Origin of the sequence: Exiguobacterium sp. s189 (assembly GCF_018617615.1) — a bacterium.
Classification (GTDB): domain Bacteria; phylum Bacillota; class Bacilli; order Exiguobacteriales; family Exiguobacteriaceae; genus Exiguobacterium; species Exiguobacterium aestuarii_A.
The window spans coordinates 33,794-53,602 of sequence record NZ_JACSKM010000005.1 but is presented as its reverse complement, the minus strand read 5'-3'; the positions used below and the strand labels follow the sequence as shown (position 1 = coordinate 53,602).

Genomic DNA, 19,809 nt, shown 5'->3' with positions numbered 1-19,809 from the left:
ATGATTCGAGTTGTATTAATTGATGATCATGAAATGGTCCGAGCGGGCGTGTCTGCCTTTTTATCGACACAACCGGACATTGAAGTCGTCGGTGAGGCATCGGACGGCGCGACGGGAGCGGAGCTTGCGATTGCGGAAAAACCGGACGTCGTCCTCATGGACTTAGTCATGGAACCGGTGGACGGGGTTGAATCGACGAAACGAATCAAAGCGAGCTGGAAAGAGGCTAAGATTCTAGTCGTGACGAGTTTCTTGGATGACGAGAAAGTATACCCGGTCATTGAAGCCGGCGCGATGAGCTATGTCCTCAAGACGGCAAACGCCAATGAAATTGCCGACGCGATTCGTCAGACGGCTGCCGGCAATCCCGTCATGGCTGCCCAAGTGACAGGAAAGATGCTCGAACGTCTACGTCACCCGGAGATGACCCTCCATGAGAGCTTGACTGCACGTGAACGAGAAATTTTGCAACTCATGGCAGAAGGGAAATCGAATCAAGTCATTGCGGACGAATTGTTCATTTCACTGAAAACGGTAAAGACGCACGTCTCGAACATCTTGACGAAACTTGACGTCTATGACCGAACACAAGCGGTCGTGTATGCGTTTCAACATAATCTGGTGAGTAAAGGATGAATCGGCTCCCGGTAATTGAAACGGAACGTCTTCGACTGCGCCCCCTTCAAATGGAGGATATTCCCCACGTATTCGCCATTTTTTCAAATGAACGCGTGCTCCAGCATTATGGGATGGAGCCGCATCAAACACTTGAAGAGACGGAGCAGATGCTTACCCACATGCTCGCTCAAATTGAAACGGGAGCCATCATCCGTTTTGCGATTGAGCATCGTGAATCAAACGCGTTAATTGGGACAATTGGGTTTCACAATCGGGCGCCATCACACCGACGCGCCGAAATCGGTTATGAACTCAGACCAGAATATTGGCGTTCGGGTTATGCGACCGAAGCCCTCCATGCGGTCCTACAGTTTGCTGAGACATGTGAGATTGAACGTGTCGGTGCCATTGTCTATATCGACAATCTCGCGTCGCAACGCATGCTTGAGAAGAATGGGTTCGTACAAGAAGGTCGACTACATAATTACATGCGTCAGCGGGGACAAGCCCATGACGTCTATGTCTATAGCTATATGACAACCGAACTGACTCATCCGTCGATTTGAGCACACCCGCATTACGCGTGGTGTGCTTTTTCGTTTGTGATGTGACTCAAATGGGAACCGAGTAAAGGTGAGTTATTCGCTCAAAGGAGGACGATAGGATGAAAGCAGCATATATCGAACAGTATGGCGGATCAGACGAATTCAAAGTAGGGGAGCTTGAGCAACCGACAATCGGTGCAGATGACGTATTGATTGAGGTTCATGCCGCAAGTGTCAACCCGGTGGATTGGAAGTTGCGTGAAGGATACTTAAAAGAAATGCTTCATTTCGAAATGCCGCTCGTCATCGGATGGGATGTATCGGGAGTCATCAAAGAAGTCGGGGCGAATGTGACCGAGCTTGAGGTCGGCGATGAAGTATTCAGCCGTCCGGATATTGCGAGGCAAGGCACATATGCCGAATACGTGGCGGTCGATGCCCATCTCGTCGTCAAGAAACCCAATTCATTGAGCTTCGAGGAGGCCGCGTCACTTCCGCTCGTCGCGCATACGGCATGGCAAGTCATGTTCGAAGTGATGGATGCGAAACCGGGTGACCGAATCTTCATCGGTGCTGGTTCAGGTGGTGTCGGAACGGTTGCCATCCAGCTTGCGAAAGCACACGGATTGTATGTCGTCACGTCAACCAGTACGCCGAACGTGGACTGGGTCAGCGAGCTTGGGGCCGACGAGGTCATCGACTATAAACGACAAGATCCATCAGAAACCGTCCGCGATCTTGACTTCGTATTCGATACGATGGGAGGAGACGGACAGAGCAAACTGTATCGAATGCTGAAAGAAAATGGGATGCTCGTCTCCATCTCCACACCACCGAATGAAGAAGAAGCCGAACAGGCAAATGCCCGCGCGGAGTATGTCTTCATGCAACCGACAGGGGAGCGCTTGAAAAAAATTGCGGAAGCTGTTGAAAAAGGCGAACTGAAACCTGTGATCGACCGGATCTTTGATTTAGAAGACACGAAACTTGCCCATGACTATGGAGAAGAAGGGCATGCCAAAGGGAAAATCGTCATTAAAGTGAAGTGATAAAAAAAGAGGTGGATTTCCGGAACGCGCGCCGGAAGTCCACCTTTTGTTCATTTGATTTGAGAGGCTACCTCATGTGGAGGTCAGCCCTTTTTCTGTGCTTGTATCTGTTCATCGATTTCAGACAAGTACGTCCAACGTTCCATCTTGGCATCGAGTGATTCTTTCAGTTCGGCGATTGTTGCGTACAATTCATTTACTTTTCCGAGGTCGCTGCCCGCGGTCGCAAGCGTCGCTTCTTGTGCTTCAATCTGTTCTTCAAGCGCGGCGATGTCTTCTTCAATCGTGTCCCATTCCTTCTGTTCTTTGAAGGTGAATTTCACGACTTCCGACTTCGCTCGTTCTTTTTTCTCTTTTGGTTCTTTCTCTTTCTTCACTTGACGAACCTCTTCTTGGCGCATCGCCAAGTAGTCACTGTATTCTGCGTGATACACCTGGATGGTCCCGTCTTCAAATGCGATCAACTGTCCAGCAACACGGTCTAAGAAATAGCGATCGTGGCTGACGGCGATGACGGTGCCAGGGAACGATTCTAAATAGTCTTCTAACACAGATAACGTTTCCGTATCCAAATCGTTCGTCGGCTCATCGAGGAACAAGACGTTCGGTTCGTCCATGAGAATCCTCAGGAGGACGAGGCGCCGTTTTTCTCCGCCGGACAGTTTCGCAATCGGTTTATATTGCGCATCCGGTGAGAAGAGGAAACGTTCGAGCATTTGACCGGCCGTGATTGTCTCGCCGTCCGGCGTATAAATCACTTTCGCAATCCGCTCGATTTCGTCGATCACGCGTCGTGATTCGTCTTCAAACTCGACTTGTTGACCGTAATAGCCGAGATGGACCGTTTCCCCGTGCACGATGGCACCGTTTGTCGGTTCCAAACGCTTGGCGAGCAGGTTCATAAGTGTTGATTTCCCGCTCCCGTTCGGTCCGACAATGCCGTAGCGTTCACGGCGTCCGAAAATCCAATTGAACTGCTGAATGAGGAGCGAATCGTCGTATCCAAAAGACAAGTCCTCGACTTCGATGACCTTTTTACCGAGTCGGCGAGATCCGACGGAAACGTCGAGTGACTCTTCTTCGGCCAAGCTTTCTTGATGTTTCAAGTCTTCGACACGTTGAATGCGTGCTTTTTGTTTCGTTGTTCGTGCTTTTGCGCCTCGACGTAACCAAGCGAGTTCACGACGTAAAATATTTTGCCGTTTCTGTTCCATGGATTGTGCCCGTGCTTTTCGTTCGGCCCGCTTCTCAAGGAACAACTCATAGTTCCCGTTATAGAAATAACTCGTCCCGTCTGCAATCTCTAAGATGTGGTTTGTGACACGATTTAAGAAATAACGGTCGTGGGTGATGAGAAGGATGGCTCCCCGATAATCGGCAAGCATCGTTTCGAGCCATGCAATCGTGTCGGCATCAAGTTCGTTCGTCGGCTCGTCTAAGAGCAGTAAGTCTGCTTCGTCGAGTAACGCTGCAGCGAGAGCGACACGCTTTTGTTGCCCTCCCGATAAGGCGTTCACATCGACGGACACGTCAGGAAGACCGAGCCGGTTCAAAATCGACTTCAGTTTTGCTTCCGTTTCCCAAGCGTCTGCGGCATCGACGGCCTGTTGGGCTTTCATGAAACGTTCGAGTAACTGCTCACTCGTCGGATCTGCTTCGAGCGCTTGACGGGCACGTTCGAATTGCTTCAGTGCTTGAACGGACGGTGTATCACTTGTGAACAAGGCGTCAAGAATCGTTTGCCCTTCATCAAATTGGACGCTTTGAGTCAGGTAGCGGATGCGGTAATCATTCGGATGTTGCATCGTTCCCCGGTCTGCCGTCTCAGTGCCGGCGATGATTTTCATGAATGTCGATTTTCCAGAACCGTTCACTCCGATAACTCCGATGCGATCTCCTGGGTGAATCGTCATCGTCACGTCATCAAATAAGACTTTGTCGGCAAACTCTTTATGAATGCCCTCAATCATTAATAAACTCATGCGTTCTCTCCTTCAATCTGTTGACGAATGGCTGCTTCAATCGTTGCAGCGATTTCCTTATTCGGTAAGTCAGCCGGATCGATCGCGGGTAAGAAAGTGACGTCGACCGTTGCCGGAGTGATTCGATTTTTAGCTTCTAACAGTTTGTAGCTCCCTTGAATAGCAACCGGAACAATCTTCGCACCGCTTGACGTCGCGAGTGTCAAACTCCCAGCTTTAAATTCTTTCATAGGACCGCCTTTTGAGCGTGTTCCTTCTGGGAAGACGATCATTGACTGACCGGATTGGATTGTCTCGACGCCTGAGCGAATCGCTTTAATTGATTGACGACGATCGCTTCGATCGATAAAAATACAGCCCATCAATTCCATCCAACGCGGGATAATCGGGAATTTCTGTACCTCAATTTTTGAAATGAATGCCTTTGGTCGTTTCGTGGCCGTCAACATGATGGGAACGTCAAAGTTTCCTTGGTGGTTTGATACGTAGACGACCGGTTCATCCGGAATGTGATCCTGTCCATGGACCCGAATGTCGGCACCGGCAATTTTCAACAAGAATTGTGCCCATTTATAAGCGATGTCTTGTACATAGCGATAACGCTTTGGTGGATCGATTTTTTTCGCCTTCTGTAAAAATGGGACGGTGATCGGTAACACCGCAAAAAATGAGAAAAACCATACAGCTGTTCGAATCATTTTATTTTCTCCTCTCATAATGACAACAAGAAAGAGTCTTCTTCTCTTGACGAGAATCCGACCCTTCGGCATGAATCCTTATTCCCAAAAGCGAGAATCGCTCTCTTCTTCCTCTTCCTCAAGCTCGAACGTAATGCGTTTATTCACAGGATCGACGACGAAATAAGCGCCGTCTTGTTCAATACTTTTAATTTGCATGGCTTGGTCGTTCCCGATTTCAAGGGTGAGGCGGATGCGATTGTCGTCATCGACAAGTAAGATTCCATCTTCCTTTAACCAAAGCTCCATGACGGGTGAATAACGAAGTAGCCATTCATTCGATAACGGAATTTCATTCATACGATTGTGTGCCTCCTGCGATTATAAATCCAATGTACGTTGTCTGTTCCTTCATAGAATACCAAATGTGGAGAGGGAAGACGAGCGTTATGTAGAGCGTTTCCGTGTCGTCGAATGCATTCTGGCCACGACGCGTTTGATTCGTTTCTGGTTCCGCCGTTCCACAAAGAACTCGCTCGCTTGCATAAAGAGTTGTTTGAAGGAAGACAGTCCCATCGCAATTAAAACAGCAAATAGAAAAGTCCCAATCGGATCTTTATAGAGTTCGGACTGGAACAAAAAAGCGAGGCCTGCAGTCGATAAGATAGTCGTAAGAAAATAGAAAATCATAGCGGAGTCTCCTTTTCTTATGTGGTAGTAAAGAAAAAGGCAAGGTCTTTTAATCGTATTCGACCTTTTGTAGGAAATTCCTGTTTGCGTTTGGCAAAGAAAAAACGCCTCCAGTAGCACGGAAGACGTTTACTCTTGAGTCATATAAGTCGATGATGACGATACGTTTGTATCCACACCGTTTGAAAAAATGAAGCTGAGTGATGCAAGTAATGCGAAAAAGGCGACGAGTAGCCCTTTTGTAAAACGTTTTGCAAACGAACGAGACTGTATATCAAACATTTATTATCCCCCGATCAATCCTAAATGAAACCTTATTTTTACTGGACACTTCCTATATAATAACGTTTTCAAAAAAAGGTTACTAGAAGAAAAAAAGGCGTTCACAAAATTGTCACAAAATTTTAACATATTACCTCACTTCCATTTGTTGTGACGTTTTTTCCTTTCTTCTTTGCATTCACAATTTCGTCACATTTATTCAAAATGTTGAAAGAGAACATGATATGATTAGGAACGTGTGTAGATAGGTATACTGACAGTAATAGATTAGAAAAGGATGTGGGTGTAATGGCATTGCGCGCAGGAGAAGTAGTAGACTTGGTCGCGGAACGTTCTGCTGATTTTGGAGTATTCATTAGTAACGGTCGCGAAGAGGTACTCCTTCATCGAAAAGAACAGACGGAAGAAGTGACGGTCGGTCAAACGGTTCGTGTCTTTTTATATCATGACTCAGAAGGGCGTCTCGCATCAACAATGACGATTCCGACGGTCTCTTTCGATGAGTATGAATGGTGTGAAGTGACTGGCGTTCGATATAACACAGGTGTCTTCGTCAATATCGGGATTCAAAAAGATGTTCTCGTCTCGATGGACGACTTACCAGAGAACCGGTCATACTGGCCGCAAGCGGGAGACCAATTGTGCATTCGTTTGAAGTATGACCAAAAAGGACGTTTGCTCGGGGATCCGGCACCTTACGCATACTTGAACTTGTTGGCACGTCCATCGAAAGAAGAATGGAACAACCAAGATGTTCAAGCGACTGTCGTCAATAAACGTGAAGTTGGCGTCAACGTATGGGTCGAAGGAGAATCACTCGGTTTCTTACACGAAGCAGAAATGACACGTTGGCCACGTCTTGGTGAACAATTGACGGTTCGAGTGACCCAAGTGAAACAAGATGGAACGGTTCTCGTTTCTATGAAACCACGTGCCTATGAGGCGATTGACGGCGATGCGGCGAGCGTCCTCTCTTATATCGAGGAACGTGGTGGTCAAATGCCTTACGGCGACAAGACAGCCCCTGACGTCATTGACCGTGAGTTCGGGATGAGCAAAGCCGCGTTTAAACGGGCGCTCGGAAAACTACTAAAAGAAAAGCAAGTTGAAAAGCTCGACAACGGCTACAAATTAAAATAAGATAACTCATGTTCGGATGACATGAAAAAGTTTGAAAATGTATTTCTTTCATTTTAGGAATAAATACGTTATAGTTAATAAAGTTGACTATGAGGAAACATTGAGAAAACGTCTGTAGATCTGTCAAACTGAACTCAGACGTTTTTTGTATGAACAAAGGAGAATATAATTTGACAAAATTCCAAGATTTACAATTAAGTGAAGCGTTAGTAAAAGGTGTACACAAAATGGGCTTCGAGGAAGCTACACCGATCCAAGCTGAGACAATTCCTGTCGCACTCACAGGAGTGGACGTATTAGGACAAGCACAAACAGGTACAGGGAAAACAGCAGCTTTCGGTATTCCGACAATTGAGCGAATCGATTCAAAGGCACGTCAAGTCCAAGCACTCGTTCTTGCACCGACACGTGAACTTGCGATTCAAGTTGCAGAAGAATTAAACAAAATCGGAGAAACAAAGCGCGTATACGCACTTCCTGTTTACGGTGGTCAGCAAATCGACCGTCAAATCCGTGGTTTGAAAAAGAACCCACAAATCGTTGTTGCAACACCAGGACGTCTCATGGACCACATGAAACGTAAAACAATCAAACTTGATGACATTCAAACAGTCATCTTGGATGAAGCAGACGAAATGCTCAACATGGGCTTCGTTGAAGATATCGAAACGATTTTGGCAGGTCTTCCTGAAGAGCGCCAAACGCTTCTTTTCTCAGCGACGATGCCACCACAAATCAAAAAGATTGCAGAGCGTTTCATGAAGTCGCCGACAATCATCAAAGTCAAAGCGAAAGAAATGACAGTTGAGAACATCAACCAACAGTTCATCGAATTGCGCGAAGGTCAAAAATTCGATACGCTTTGCCGTTTGATCGACATCGACTCACCAGAACTCAGCATCATCTTCGCTCGTACGAAGAAACGTGTTGATGAAGTGACAGAAGCACTTATCAAGCGCGGATATACAGCAGATGGTCTTCACGGAGACTTGACGCAATCAAAACGTGACCAAGTGATTCGTCGTTTCAAAAACGGAACAATCGATATCTTAGTAGCGACTGACGTTGCTGCACGTGGACTTGATATTTCAGGTGTCACGCACGTTTACAACTTCGATGTACCACAAGACCCAGAGAGCTACGTACACCGTATCGGTCGTACAGGTCGCGCTGGTAAAACAGGTACTGCCCTCACATTCATCACACCACGTGAGTTTGGACAAGTAAAAGCAATCGAACGTGTAACGAATAAACGCATGAACCGTCGTCACGTACCGACAATCGCGGAAGTACTTGAAGGAAACCAAAAGCAAGCAGCTGAAGAGTTGATCGAACGCGTTCAAGCGGGCGACTTCAAAGCGTACACGCAACTTGCGACTGAACTTCTTGAAGAGTATGAAGCAGTTGAAATTCTCGCTGCAGCCCTTCGTGGATTGACGAAAGAGCCGGATTCAACACCTGTTGAAATCTCGTACGCTGAACCAGTTCGTGTCAAACGTCAAGGTGGCCGTGGTGGCGATCGCGGTGGATACCGTGGTCGTAACGACCGTCGTGGCGGTGGCCGTGGTGGCGATCGTCGTGGTGGACGCGGTGGCGAACGTCGTGATGGACGTAGCGGAGACCGTAAAGGATCATACCGTGGTGACGATCGTCGTCGCTCGGATGACCGTGGCCCACGCCGTCCGCGTGACTAATCATCGTGAAATGCCGCATTTCCTTAAGTGGATTTGCGGCTTTTTTTATTGTGTCGTGCTACACTAGTTGAGTAGAGATAGAAGGATGAGGTGTCAACGGATGGTGGAATTAAGTTTCGGTCTCCTTGTGCTACTTGGTTGTGTGCTCGCACTCAAACCAATCGTGTCAAAGACAGACCGTCCTAACTTTCGTTATATCCCCGTGGCGACATTGTTATTTGGAGCGATGATTTTTTTAGTGTTAGCCATTGGAGTAGGCGGAAAGATGGGCATTGCATATGGCGTAATGAGTATCGCCTATTTTATTGCTTGTTTCGGTGCCTATATGTATGTACACACGCGAACGAGCTGATTGTAGCTCGTTTTCGCATTTAACGAAGAGGTGATGAGTTATGGATGCGGTAGAAGTGATGGTCCATCCTGAAGAAGTGATGGTGACGTATGAACCAATCCTTGGAGCGGCGACGTTTCAAGTGGAAGGCTATATGGTACATGGGCGATTCCGAGGAGAATCGTTGACGCCATTTTTTTATGATGATGACGTTCCGCTCGAGTATCAGTTAGACATCGCCCAACGCATGGAGCAACTGGCAGCAGCACAACTTCGAGATGCCAAGCCATTCGTCACATTCAGATGTCGGTCGGAATGGATTCTTGAAGAAGGGGGAGAAGCTTTTTTAGCTCCGCTTCGCGAATTGAATTTCCCGTTACATCGTATTTATGTGACGCTTCAAGGGACGGATTTGGTTGATGTTCCTCGCCTATCGCGTGTCATTCAATACTACCGTTCATATGGACTGAAAATTGCCCTAGACTTCGCAGAGTCGACGAGTATCGAGGACATTATGACACTCGCACCAGAATTGTTGCTTGTCGATCTTGGTACGATGGTGGAGAAAAAGACGTTGTCGGTCACCTATCCGAACATGCTTCAAACGATGGAATATATCGCTTCGAAGCTCGGTGCACCGCTTCTGTACAAATCGATCAACCATATCGGTCAGCTTCGTTATGCTTGGCAACACGGCGGTCGCTATTACATGGGTGGCTTGCTTGGTCTAGAAGACGAGCTCCCACAACGAGAAATCAAAGGAATGGGTGTCTTGGCGCAAGAAGTGCCTTCTTTCTTTTTACATGATCAGAAGCGATTGAATCGTTTATACGAACTTGAGTTTGAGTTACATCGTCGAATCGGAGAACTCGTTCAATCCGGAAAATGGTCGAGAGATAAGAAAGACGAGTGGATTCAATACATCGCACCGAAGCTCGAGGAAGTGTTTGTCCGTTACTATTTGACGGATAAGACAGGTTTTCAGACGAGTGCAAACGTCTACTGTGTGAACGGAGAATGGCGTGTCGATAATACGTATCGGGGTTACAACTGGAGTTTCCGTCCATATTTCATTCAAACGATGGCGGCCATGGACGTTCGAGGACGTGGTTATTTATCAGGAGACTATCGTGATTTCAGTTCAAACGAAGTGACGCGTACGTTCAGTTATCCGTTACCCGACGGCATGTTCTTATTCGCCGACATATCTGAAGAATATCTGTACCAAAATCGATTATTAGACTGAAAGGAAGAGTTATGATGTTAGATTATGATTACGATGCGTTACGCGAAATCGGTCGAATCGTCGCACTTGCACGAGATGAGATGGCGAAAGCCGTCAAACCAGGCATGACGACAAAAGAATTGGATGCGATTGGGCAACGTATTTTAGAAGAAGAGGGTGCGGCTTCTGCACCGATTACGATGTATGAGTTTCCAGGATACACGTGCATCTCACTCAATGACGTCGCCGCCCACGGGATTCCTGGGGAAGAGGTCATTCAAGAAGGTGATATCGTCAACGTTGACGTCTCGGCTGTGAAGGATGGCTATTATGCGGATACAGGTCGTACGGTCATTGCGGGCGCAGCAAAATCACCTCAACATGAACGATTGGTCGAAGTGTCGTTGACGTCGCTCGAAGCGGGTCTTAGCAAAGTCAAAGCGGGCGTGAAAGTCAATCAGATCGGGAAAGCGATTTATGCCGACGCGAGAAAGAATGGATTCACGGTCATCCGTAACTTAGCTGGACACGGTCTCGGTCGAACGTTGCACGGGGAGCCGGAGACGATTTCGAACTACTACAGTCGCGAAGAGAATCAGCTCTTAAAGGCTGGGCAAGTGATTGCGGTCGAAACATTCATCTCGACGAAAGACGAAATCGTCTATCAGTCGGAAGAAGACGGATGGACACTCTTCACACCGAACAAGAGCCTCGTCTCACAGTTCGAGCATACGGTCATCGTCACGGAAGATGGATATGAAGTGTTAACGGGGTCATTCCGTTAAAAAAGGTGTGGTTCTCGTGAACCGCACCTTCTTTATGTTTGCAATGAAATCACTTCTTCGCGTAGCTGTTCGATTACATCCCAGTCGGGTTGTACCGGATCCGGAAGCGTCAACTTCCCATTCTCGACCTCGAGCGGTGTATCGAGCAAATCTTGTTCGAAGTAAGCGCTCGTCCCCGACATATCCGCCGGAAAGCTCGCGCCGCTGAGCGAAGCGAATAAAAGCGTGTGATACCTTCCGATCCCTGATTCATACATTCCACCGACCCAGTACGGCGTTCCGTGTTTCCGAATGTGCAACGCCTCACTGAAACCACCGACACGTGCAGGCTTAATATTGACGATTTTACCCGCGCCGAGTTTCGTCATCGTCTCCACATCGTCGTAAGACGTAATCGACTCATCGAGGCAGATCGGTGTCTTGAGTTTTTGTTGAAGAGTCGCCGATTTGGCGAACTGGCGGCTCGGATACGGTTGTTCAATCATCAATAACCGATGGGCGTCGATTTGTTCGAACCATTCTATCGGTTGATCGGACGCGCTTCCGTTTAAGTCAATCATGAGTGGCGCATCTGGAAAGACAGCTCGGATTTCGCGTAGTGCCGGGAGTAATTCATTAGGGGAGGCTTTTAATTTGATTCGCTCGAAACCATCGGCTAGCGCTGTTTCAATCGAGTTCATCGTCTGATGGAGTAGCCCAATCCCAATCGTTCTACCGCAGGAGACGGTATCTCCGGCCTTCATATACGACTTAAGTGACATGTTCGCGCGTGCTGCTTCAATCTCCCATAATGCACTTTCCCACATCGCTTTCGCCATTCGTTGACCGATAACCGATGAGACGAGGGTCGGAAACACGTCCGTCGTGACCGTCATGCCCTTTAATAGATGAAGAATCAATTTTGATGTATCAATCATGGACTGAGTCGTTTCTTCCGTGTACCAAGGTGTCTCAAAGGCGACACCTTCGCCATATCCGACGACACCATCTACAGTTTCAAGTCGAAGGATGAGTGTTCGTCTCACCGACAAAACGGCGTGCGCCGTTACGATGGGGTGTTTAAATGTCAAAGGGACGATTGAAAGGTCGGCACGTTTGATCATGGCAGTAGCTCCTTTAAGCGATGACGCATTAATTTTCCGTTCGCGTTTCGGGGTAGGTCCTCTACGTAATGAATCGCAAGCGGATGTTTATACTTGGCTAACTGGGAATCGAGGATTGCCTGCATCTCCGTCGGGTCATATGATCCGACGACGAAGGCGAGCGGGACTTCTCCCCAGGTCGGGTGTGCTTGTTTCGTAACCCCAACGTCTCGGACACCGGCACATCGTAACATCGCAGCCTCGATTTCAGCAGGATACACGTTTTCGCCACCAGAAATAATGAGGTCGCTTCGGCGATCGTGTACATATAAATACCCGTCTTTCATCGTTCCGAGATCACCTGTTTTCCAGTAACCGTCTGGTGTCCAAGCATCTGATTCAGGTTGTTCGAAGTACCCACTTGTCACAGTTGGTCCTTTTACCTCAATCTCCCCGTCCTGACTAATTCGGATCACGGTCGGTGCGATGGCTCTCCCGCTCGAACCGATATGTGAGAGCGCTTCGCTTGGAAGTAGCGTGGCGACTTGAGAACACGTTTCGGTCATCCCATATGTTTGAGCGACCGGTAACTGTCGTCGCTCTGCTTCTTCTAGTAACGGGCGAGGGACCGGTCCACCTCCGACGAGCAACGTCCGAAGACGGTGTTTTTCTAGCCCGGCATCCAGTAGTCGCTGTAGCATGATGGAGACGAGTGACAACTGGGTAATGCCTTCAGTTTCAATTAAATGAAGAGTTCGGTCGACGTCAAAACGGGGTTCGACATAAAGCGTCGAACCGATGATTGCACTCCGATACACTTGAGAGAGCCCGCTCATGTGAAAGAGTGGCGTCACCGTAAGCATGCGGTCGGATGGGTGATAGTCTAGATGCGCTTCGGCAGCACGTGCGCTTGCGAGATGATTCCCATACGTCTGTTGTACAGCCTTGGCCCGCCCCGTCGTACCGGATGTAAACATGAGAGACATGGTGTCATTTTCTTTCCACTCATGTGTCACCGTGAAACATGAACGCGCCCGACATGTCACGAAAAGTTGTGTGACTTGCAAATCGATCTTATCATCGACAAGAAGCAAATCGACTCTTGCTGTGTTTAACTGAGTGCGCACTTCCTCTTCGGTCAAGCGTGTGTTGATTGGAACGAGTACTTTGCCAAGCAGGTGCACCGCATGGATGGCGATGATATAGTCTTTGCTGTTTTTAGCGAATATGCCAATCTTTTCGGCAGTGGGTGTCTGTTCATGGATGTATTGGGCAAGTTGCAGGCTCTCGGTACGTAACGCTTCCCACGTCAGTCTCTCTTCACGTGTCACGAGTGCAATCTGTGATGCCGGATGTTGATCAATCCATTCATACATGTCTGTAACCTCCAAAAAAAGAGTAGCGGAATCGCTACTCTCTCAACAAAATTAAGGGAAACGTGGGAATTGACCGAAGTCAGGGTCACGTTTTTCTTTGAACGCATCGCGTCCTTCTTTCGCTTCATCGGTTGTGTAGTAGAGAAGCGTTGCGTCTCCAGCGAGTTGCTGAAGTCCAGCAAGACCGTCTGTGTCCGCATTCATTGCTGCTTTCAAGAAGCGAAGTGCAGTTGGTGAGTGTTGTAAGATTTCTTGGCACCACTTGACTGTTTCTGCTTCGAGTTGATCGAGAGGGACGACTGTGTTGACGAGTCCCATTTCGAGTGCTTCTTGTGCATCGTACTGGCGGCAAAGGTACCAGATTTCACGAGCTTTCTTATGACCGATGATGCGTGCTAAGTAACCAGAGCCGTATCCTGCATCGAACGAACCGACTTTAGGACCTGTTTGTCCGAAGCGAGCGTTGTCCGCTGCAATCGTTAAGTCACATACGACGTGAAGGACATGTCCTCCACCGATTGCAAAACCTGCGACCATGGCAATGACCGGTTTTGGAATGACGCGAATGAGGCGTTGAAGGTCGAGGACGTTCAAGCGCGGGATTTCATCTTCCCCGACGTATCCACCATGCCCACGAACTTTTTGGTCTCCACCTGAACAGAATGCCTTTTCGCCTTCACCCGTCAAGATGATGACGCCGACTTCTTTATCGTCGCGTGCGCGTGCGAATGCATCAATCAATTCATTGACCGTCAACGGACGGAACGCGTTGCGTACCTCTGGACGGTTGATGGTGATTTTAGCAATCCCATTCCATGTTTCATATTTAATGTCTTCATACGTACGGACCGATGTCCAGTTCGCTACTGATTCCATTTTAAATACCCCCTAAAATCAATTTCTTTATTATTGTACCAAACTCTGGTGCATTCTCGATATGAGGAGCATGCCCCGCATCTGAAATTTCATAGATTTTAATATCAGACCGTTCTTTCTGCATGTCTCGTGCAATCGCTCTGAACTTAGAATCTTCTGCCCCGACAATCAAATCGACGTGGGGAAGGCGGTGCAATGCACCCCAGAGCGACGGCATATGACCTGTACCGATGGCGCGCAAACTGTTCGCAAGAGCAGTCGGATGTTGTGCGAGTCGGTCCTTCCTAAGTGATTGTTTCATCTCTTCAGTTTGTCGCCAAAGCGGAAGGTTCTCCCATCGCTTGACGAATGCGGAGAGTCCTTCGGTTTCGATGAATCGGGCGAGTTCTTCGTCTTGACGTCGACGAGCTGTCCGCTCTTTAGAAGATCGGAGACCGGGTGTCGTGCTGATTCCGATGACATGTTCGACGCGTTTGTCGCACGCGGCGAGTGTCAATCCGATTCGACCGCCGAGTGAATAACCGACGACTGTCCAAGGACGATCGTCTAAATCGAGTAGGCGTGAAAGATCTTTCACTTGTTGATTCATCGTCGAACGAGTGACGGGAGGGCGTTCCGTTGCGCCATGTTGCAATAATGAAGGTGACACGCGTCGAACCGGTAAGCTAGGGAACGAATCGACCCATTGAGCATTTCCCGTGAACCCGTGTAAAAATAATACTGGTTTTCCTTCTCCTCGAATACGTACTTCATAGTCGACACCTCGCAACTCGACGATCATGCCTCATTCTCCGTGACAAGACGAGCGCAGACAGACTGCGTCCATCCTCGGTGAGTCGTCACGTTCTGCTCCCGATCCGATGGGAACTCAATCAAATGAATGCCGTCTTCAATCGCTTCTTGAATCTCCTGTGGTTGCTCAATTAGACGATAGGACAACCCGTAAGTCTCGGCAAACCCACGAATGTTCAAGTTAAGCGGTGTTCCAAACAAATCTTCGAAAAGTTGGGTATCGACGGAAGCTTGCGGTAAAAAGGAGAAAATCCCTCCACCATTATTATTCGAAATCACGACTGAAAACTTACCAGGATGATGTTTTAACAGTTGTAGGGCATTGCTATCATGATAGAATGCTAAATCACCAATCAGTAGAGCGGCATGAGACGTGTCATAACAGCTACCGAGCGCACTCGAAAGAACACCGTCAATCCCATTGGCGCCCCGGTTTGCAAGAACTTGCACGCTCTTTCCGGCTGATAATGTCGTATCGACATCACGAATCGGCATACTGTTACTGACGAAGAGACGTTCGATTGACGTATCGAGCAAGCGTTTCGTCAATTCGGCTTCTCCCTGGAGTGAAGGCTTCGCCGTTTCCGTGACATTCTCGAAGAAACGTAGTCGTTCGACGTAACGTGAATCATTTGTTGATTCAATGAGTGGTAAAAAGTCGAGTGCGTCTCCGTAACAGATGGTCGCACGGCTACTTGGGTCACGATAAGAGCCCGGCTCTTCAATCACAACTAGCTCCGTTGCAGTCATCCACTGATTGAGTCGTTTTGAAACGGGCGCGGCACCGAATCGGATGAACACATCCGGTAACCAGTCGGCTTTATGTTCACTTGCGAGCCACGTGTCGTAGTTCGTCAAGACACCGTCGAAACGACGCATGCCGCCGAGTGGATCCGCAAAGATCGGGATATGATGCTCGGTCGCTGATTTGTAAATGGCTTTTTGCCATGACATCGGTGTGTAAGGGCCGACAACGAATGCGAGTTGCTTTTGACTCGTACGTTCCAAAAAGATTTTCCGGTCGGTATTTGTCGGGCGAACGCTCTGTCTTTCCGGTATAACAGGTTCACCTCTCAGCATCAGCTTCAACTGTTCATGGTCTGGTAGCAACGGTTCTCGGAACGGGACATTCAAGTGAACGGGGCCCATGGGTGACTGCATGGCAAGATTCGTGAACCGGGTGATTGTCTGCTGCATGAACGGCAGCGTTGCTTCTTCAGGTACAGGTAAGTCGAGACTCGTCTTTACTTGTTCACCGTATAACCGAATTTGATTGATCGCTTGTGGTGCCCCGACGTTCCGAAGTTCATGTGGTCGATCGGTCGTCAAGACGATGAGCGGCAATTGCGAAATAAATGCCTCCGTCACTGCCGAGTAGTAATTTGTCGCAGCCGTGCCGCTCGTGCAAATGAGTGCGACAGGACGGATCATCTTCGTCGACCGAGTCAATCCGAGAGCATAAAAGGCGGCGGAGCGCTCGTCGACGATGATGTGATGGCGGATTTGCGGGTGCAAATATGCCGCCATCGCGAGTGGGGTCGAACGAGAACCTGGACTGATGACCACATCGGTCACGCCGGATTCAACAAGTCGATTCACCATGGATGCTACCCAGTCGGTCAACATCTTATTCATGTAGGGTGCCTCCTTAGTCGTGCGAATCAAACTGTAAAGCTTGTTTGATTGGACTCATTTTCATTTCGGTTTCTTCAAGCTCTTGCTCGAGAACCGAGTCTCTGACAATACCGCCTCCTGCGTAAAGTGCGACGAACTGATGCTGTACGAGTGCCGAGCGGATGGCGACGACGAACTCGCCATCCCCTTCGTTATCGACCCAGCCAAATGGAGAACCGTACCATCCACGGTCGAACCGCTCGATTTCACGAAGCAATCGGACCGATGTCCGCTTCGGTGAGCCTCCGAGGGCTGGGGTTGGATGGAGTGCCTCCGCTAACGACAACAAGGAAGCGTTTGTTTCGAGTGTCGCCTGGATCGGAGTGTGCAGGTGGAACACCGATCGATTCGCAAGAATTTGCGGTGTCTCGCTCGTGTGAATCGGTGCGGTGTAAGGTGCCAAAGCTTGCTTAATATCTTTCACGACGATTTGATGTTCTTCACGATTTTTCGCATCATGTAACAATTGTTCCTTCGCGAGGTCGCTTTCAATTTCAGTCTGAGGGCGCTTGATTGTTCCGGCGATAGCAGCTGTATTCAGTCGCATCCCTTCTTTTTGAATCAAGCGTTCAGGTGTCGCTCCGAAGAAGCCGATGTCACGTTTAGGTTGGTATAAGTAGATGTAACTCGACTCTTGATGGTCAGCCAAATGCTTCAAACTCTTAGCGAAAGGGAAAGCGTCATCGGAACGTTGATAAATTTCTTCTCGCGCGATGACGATTTTTTCGACTCGCTCTTCCTCGATCAACTGCTTGGCTTGCTGAAAGCTTGATTTGTAATGTTCCACACCGTCTTTTACTTTCGAATAGGACGGTGTTGACTCTTCGGACGGACGAAGTGAGCTGAATTGCGCCAATTGATCGGCCAATTGAATTAAATACTGCTCGACCGATTGTTTCGAAGAGACAAGGGTCGCGACTGTCAATGTGTGTCGGTCTTTATAACGACGGTATAAAAATTTTGGAACGACGAGTGATGCCTCCCCAAAGGCATCCCACATACTTTTTTGCGGACGCATGAACGTATCGAACGAAAAGCCAGCAAACGCATGGACGGTTGCGTCGACATCTCGTCGATGAAGACTCCAATCATACTGGAGTCGCTGAAATCGTTCGGGTCCTGATGCACTCAAAACGAGCGCATCTCCGCAACCGAGCATTTCAAGCGTACGGTCCGGTGTCATGAAGTAATAATGGGACGTATCCGTGTTTTGAATGATTTGAAACGCATCGAACGCCGAAATTTCCCACGTGTAGGATGCGAGGACAGGACGTTGCCAAGCTCGCGCCCGTTTGTGAGCTTGCTCGATTCGTTGTTTTATATGTGTTTGAGTATCTGGCATGAAAGAAAAGCCTCCTCAATCCGATAGAATTCTCACTCTTTAGTGTATCATGAGTTCGCAATCCACTTGTCTATGAAATGCTCGAGAAATTGTAAGGAACGTGAGAGGGATGGCTGACGTTGACAGATTTTTTCATCGAGACGTAAACTAACGAAGGGAGGGAACGAAATGAAACAGAAATCAAAAGGGGCATATTGGCGAATGATTCGCCCACATACCCTGACAGCAAGCTTTATTCCGGTCTTGCTCGGGACATTCATCGTCCTCGATCAAACCGAACTGAAGTGGGGACTCTTTCTTGCGATGTTAGTCGCGTCAGTCCTCATTCAAATCGCAACGAACTTATTTAACGAGTACTATGACTATAAGCGAGGATTAGATCATGAAGGATCGATCGGGATCGGTGGGTCCATCGTGCGCGACGGGTTTACGCCAAATCAAATCCTGTCAATCGCCCTTGGCATGTATGCTGTCTCGGCGATACTCGGACTTTATATCGCAGCGTCAACGAGTTGGCACCTGCTTTGGGTCGGTGCGTTATCCATGCTCGTTGGATACTTGTACACGGGAGGCCCGTTACCGATTGCGTATACGCCGTTTGGTGAGATTGTTGCCGGTCTCTTCATGGGATATGTCATCATTGGAATCGCTGGCTATATTCAAATCAATACGGTGACGACGGAGTTGTTGCTCGTGTCGTTCCCGATGGCCTTGTTGATTGGGGCGATCTTACTTGCGAACAATATTCGCGACTTAGATAACGATAAAGAGAACGGGCGAAAAACAATCGCGTGTCTAGTTGGTCATCGACGTGCTGTATATGTGCTCGCGGCATTCTTTATCGCCGCATTAGTCGGCATCATCGTTGCTGTCGTGTATTATGGAGTCACACCATGGGTCTTGCTATCACTATTCACCGTGCCGGTCATGGTTCGAGCGATTCAACGCTTTTGGCAAAAGGCTGAACCGGCCGAATTGATGCCTGCAATGGCGATGACGGCGAAGGTGAATACGTTGTTCGGGGCATGGATGGTCGTCGGACTCATTGTTTCAAGATTTGTGATGTGAGAAAAGGGGAGGCGTTAACGTGTCAGTCGTAAAAGAAATGCTTGAATTTAACAAACGTTTCGTTGAGGAGAAACAATACGAGCCGTTCGTATCTGATAAATTTCCGGATAAGAAAATTGTGATTTTGACGTGTATGGATACACGTTTGACGGAACTGTTACCTCAAGCGCTAGGACTTAAGAACGGAGACGCTAAAATCATCAAAAATGCGGGAGCTGTCTTGTCGCATCCATTTGGTTCAGCCATGCGTTCGATTTTAGTCGCGCTTTATGCGCTAGGCGCGGAGGAAGTTGTCGTGGTTGGTCATTACGATTGTGGGATGGCGGCAATCGAGCCGTCTGTCGTGATTGAAGAGATGGAACGACGGGGAATCGATCCTCAGACGTTGAAGACGTTGAAATCGTCAGGGATGGATTTGGAGCAATGGCTACATGGATTTGATTCGGTCGAGGAGAATGTCGTTCATTCAATCAACCTGATCAACAACCATCCACTGTTGCCACCAGGCACGAACGTCCATGGATTCGTGATTGATCCGGCGACGGGACGCCTTGACCCAGTTGAGGCATAAGAAAGGAGCG

General features: G+C 48.4%; 21 protein-coding genes. 10 read left to right on the top strand and 11 right to left on the bottom strand.

Annotation, left to right across the window (positions count from 1 at the left end; genetic code table 11):
* The 3 genes from KNO99_RS08025 to KNO99_RS08015 all read left to right on the top strand — a co-directional run bounded on the left by KNO99_RS08025 (nucleotide 1) and on the right by KNO99_RS08015 (nucleotide 2,212).
* Nucleotides 1-636, top strand: coding sequence for a response regulator (locus KNO99_RS08025; RefSeq protein ID WP_015880838.1), 636 nt, complete (start codon nucleotides 1-3; stop codon nucleotides 634-636).
* Nucleotides 633-1,184, top strand: a complete 552-nt coding sequence (locus KNO99_RS08020) for a GNAT family N-acetyltransferase (protein WP_214747225.1) — start codon at nucleotides 633-635, stop codon at nucleotides 1,182-1,184. The genes KNO99_RS08025 and KNO99_RS08020 overlap by 4 nt, the downstream gene beginning before the upstream one ends.
* Before the next feature lie 98 nt (nucleotides 1,185-1,282).
* A complete protein-coding gene (locus KNO99_RS08015; protein ID WP_214747222.1) occupies nucleotides 1,283-2,212 on the top strand; it encodes an NADP-dependent oxidoreductase in 930 nt (309 codons plus the stop codon).
* Between the two features lie 83 nt (nucleotides 2,213-2,295).
* Here KNO99_RS08015 and KNO99_RS08010 read toward each other — a convergent pair whose 3' ends face one another.
* The 5 genes from KNO99_RS08010 to KNO99_RS07990 form a co-directional block, all read right to left on the bottom strand.
* A complete protein-coding gene (locus KNO99_RS08010; protein WP_214747219.1) occupies nucleotides 2,296-4,194 on the bottom strand; it encodes an ABC-F family ATP-binding cassette domain-containing protein in 1,899 nt (632 codons plus the stop codon).
* Entirely contained in the window at nucleotides 4,191-4,892 is a 702-nt protein-coding gene (locus KNO99_RS08005) for a lysophospholipid acyltransferase family protein (protein ID WP_214747215.1), read from the bottom strand. The genes KNO99_RS08010 and KNO99_RS08005 overlap by 4 nt, the downstream gene beginning before the upstream one ends.
* A 78-nt stretch (nucleotides 4,893-4,970) precedes the next feature.
* Nucleotides 4,971-5,231: a hypothetical protein gene (locus tag KNO99_RS08000; RefSeq protein ID WP_026826759.1), complete on the bottom strand. Its 261-nt coding sequence runs from the start codon at nucleotides 5,229-5,231 to the stop codon at nucleotides 4,971-4,973.
* Between the two features lie 87 nt (nucleotides 5,232-5,318).
* On the bottom strand, nucleotides 5,319-5,561 hold the full coding sequence (locus KNO99_RS07995; protein ID WP_074033069.1) for a hypothetical protein: 243 nt from the start codon (nucleotides 5,559-5,561) through the stop codon (nucleotides 5,319-5,321).
* Between the two features lie 129 nt (nucleotides 5,562-5,690).
* Nucleotides 5,691-5,843 (bottom strand): hypothetical protein, encoded by a 153-nt coding sequence (locus tag KNO99_RS07990; RefSeq protein ID WP_015880844.1) that lies wholly within the window; start codon nucleotides 5,841-5,843, stop codon nucleotides 5,691-5,693.
* Between the two features lie 288 nt (nucleotides 5,844-6,131).
* Between KNO99_RS07990 and KNO99_RS07985 the strand changes: the two genes are divergently transcribed.
* The 5 genes from KNO99_RS07985 (at nucleotide 6,132) to map (ending at nucleotide 11,018) form a co-directional block, all read left to right on the top strand.
* Complete coding sequence (locus KNO99_RS07985; RefSeq protein ID WP_074033070.1) at nucleotides 6,132-6,983, top strand: CvfB family protein; 852 nt, start codon at nucleotides 6,132-6,134, stop codon at nucleotides 6,981-6,983.
* 170 nt (nucleotides 6,984-7,153) lie between these two features.
* Complete coding sequence (cshA, locus tag KNO99_RS07980; protein ID WP_214696383.1) at nucleotides 7,154-8,677, top strand: degradosome RNA helicase CshA; 1,524 nt, start codon at nucleotides 7,154-7,156, stop codon at nucleotides 8,675-8,677.
* A gap of 100 nt (nucleotides 8,678-8,777) precedes the next feature.
* Nucleotides 8,778-9,029: a hypothetical protein gene (locus tag KNO99_RS07975; protein WP_214747211.1), complete on the top strand. Its 252-nt coding sequence runs from the start codon at nucleotides 8,778-8,780 to the stop codon at nucleotides 9,027-9,029.
* A 40-nt stretch (nucleotides 9,030-9,069) separates the two neighbouring features.
* Nucleotides 9,070-10,254: an EAL-associated domain-containing protein gene (locus KNO99_RS07970; protein ID WP_214747210.1), complete on the top strand. Its 1,185-nt coding sequence runs from the start codon at nucleotides 9,070-9,072 to the stop codon at nucleotides 10,252-10,254.
* 14 nt (nucleotides 10,255-10,268) lie between these two features.
* Nucleotides 10,269-11,018: a type I methionyl aminopeptidase gene (gene map / locus KNO99_RS07965; RefSeq protein ID WP_214747207.1), complete on the top strand. Its 750-nt coding sequence runs from the start codon at nucleotides 10,269-10,271 to the stop codon at nucleotides 11,016-11,018.
* 32 nt (nucleotides 11,019-11,050) lie between these two features.
* On the opposite strand, the gene menC is transcribed toward map, so the two are convergent.
* From menC to KNO99_RS07935, 6 genes are read right to left on the bottom strand one after another with little or no spacing between them, the layout of a single operon-like run.
* Nucleotides 11,051-12,121: an o-succinylbenzoate synthase gene (menC, locus tag KNO99_RS07960; protein ID WP_214747204.1), complete on the bottom strand. Its 1,071-nt coding sequence runs from the start codon at nucleotides 12,119-12,121 to the stop codon at nucleotides 11,051-11,053.
* On the bottom strand, nucleotides 12,118-13,476 hold the full coding sequence (gene menE, locus KNO99_RS07955; RefSeq protein ID WP_214747202.1) for an o-succinylbenzoate--CoA ligase: 1,359 nt from the start codon (nucleotides 13,474-13,476) through the stop codon (nucleotides 12,118-12,120). Before menE ends, menC begins: the two co-directional genes overlap by 4 nt.
* Before the next feature lie 51 nt (nucleotides 13,477-13,527).
* Nucleotides 13,528-14,352 (bottom strand): 1,4-dihydroxy-2-naphthoyl-CoA synthase, encoded by an 825-nt coding sequence (gene menB, locus KNO99_RS07950; protein WP_214696369.1) that lies wholly within the window; start codon nucleotides 14,350-14,352, stop codon nucleotides 13,528-13,530.
* A 1-nt stretch (nucleotide 14,353) separates the two neighbouring features.
* A complete protein-coding gene (locus KNO99_RS07945; protein WP_214747198.1) occupies nucleotides 14,354-15,133 on the bottom strand; it encodes an alpha/beta fold hydrolase in 780 nt (259 codons plus the stop codon).
* Nucleotides 15,130-16,779: a 2-succinyl-5-enolpyruvyl-6-hydroxy-3-cyclohexene-1-carboxylic-acid synthase gene (gene menD, locus KNO99_RS07940; protein WP_214747195.1), complete on the bottom strand. Its 1,650-nt coding sequence runs from the start codon at nucleotides 16,777-16,779 to the stop codon at nucleotides 15,130-15,132. The genes KNO99_RS07945 and menD overlap by 4 nt, the downstream gene beginning before the upstream one ends.
* 13 nt (nucleotides 16,780-16,792) lie before the next feature.
* Nucleotides 16,793-18,160, bottom strand: a complete 1,368-nt coding sequence (locus KNO99_RS07935; protein ID WP_214747192.1) for an isochorismate synthase — start codon at nucleotides 18,158-18,160, stop codon at nucleotides 16,793-16,795.
* 168 nt (nucleotides 18,161-18,328) lie between these two features.
* Between KNO99_RS07935 and KNO99_RS07930 the strand changes: the two genes are divergently transcribed.
* Together KNO99_RS07930 and KNO99_RS07925 are read left to right on the top strand one after the other, a co-directional pair.
* Complete coding sequence (locus tag KNO99_RS07930; protein ID WP_214696362.1) at nucleotides 18,329-19,228, top strand: 1,4-dihydroxy-2-naphthoate polyprenyltransferase; 900 nt, start codon at nucleotides 18,329-18,331, stop codon at nucleotides 19,226-19,228.
* Between the two features lie 37 nt (nucleotides 19,229-19,265).
* Nucleotides 19,266-19,799, top strand: a complete 534-nt coding sequence (locus KNO99_RS07925; protein WP_074033130.1) for a beta-class carbonic anhydrase — start codon at nucleotides 19,266-19,268, stop codon at nucleotides 19,797-19,799.
* Nucleotides 19,800-19,809 lie beyond the last annotated feature (10 nt).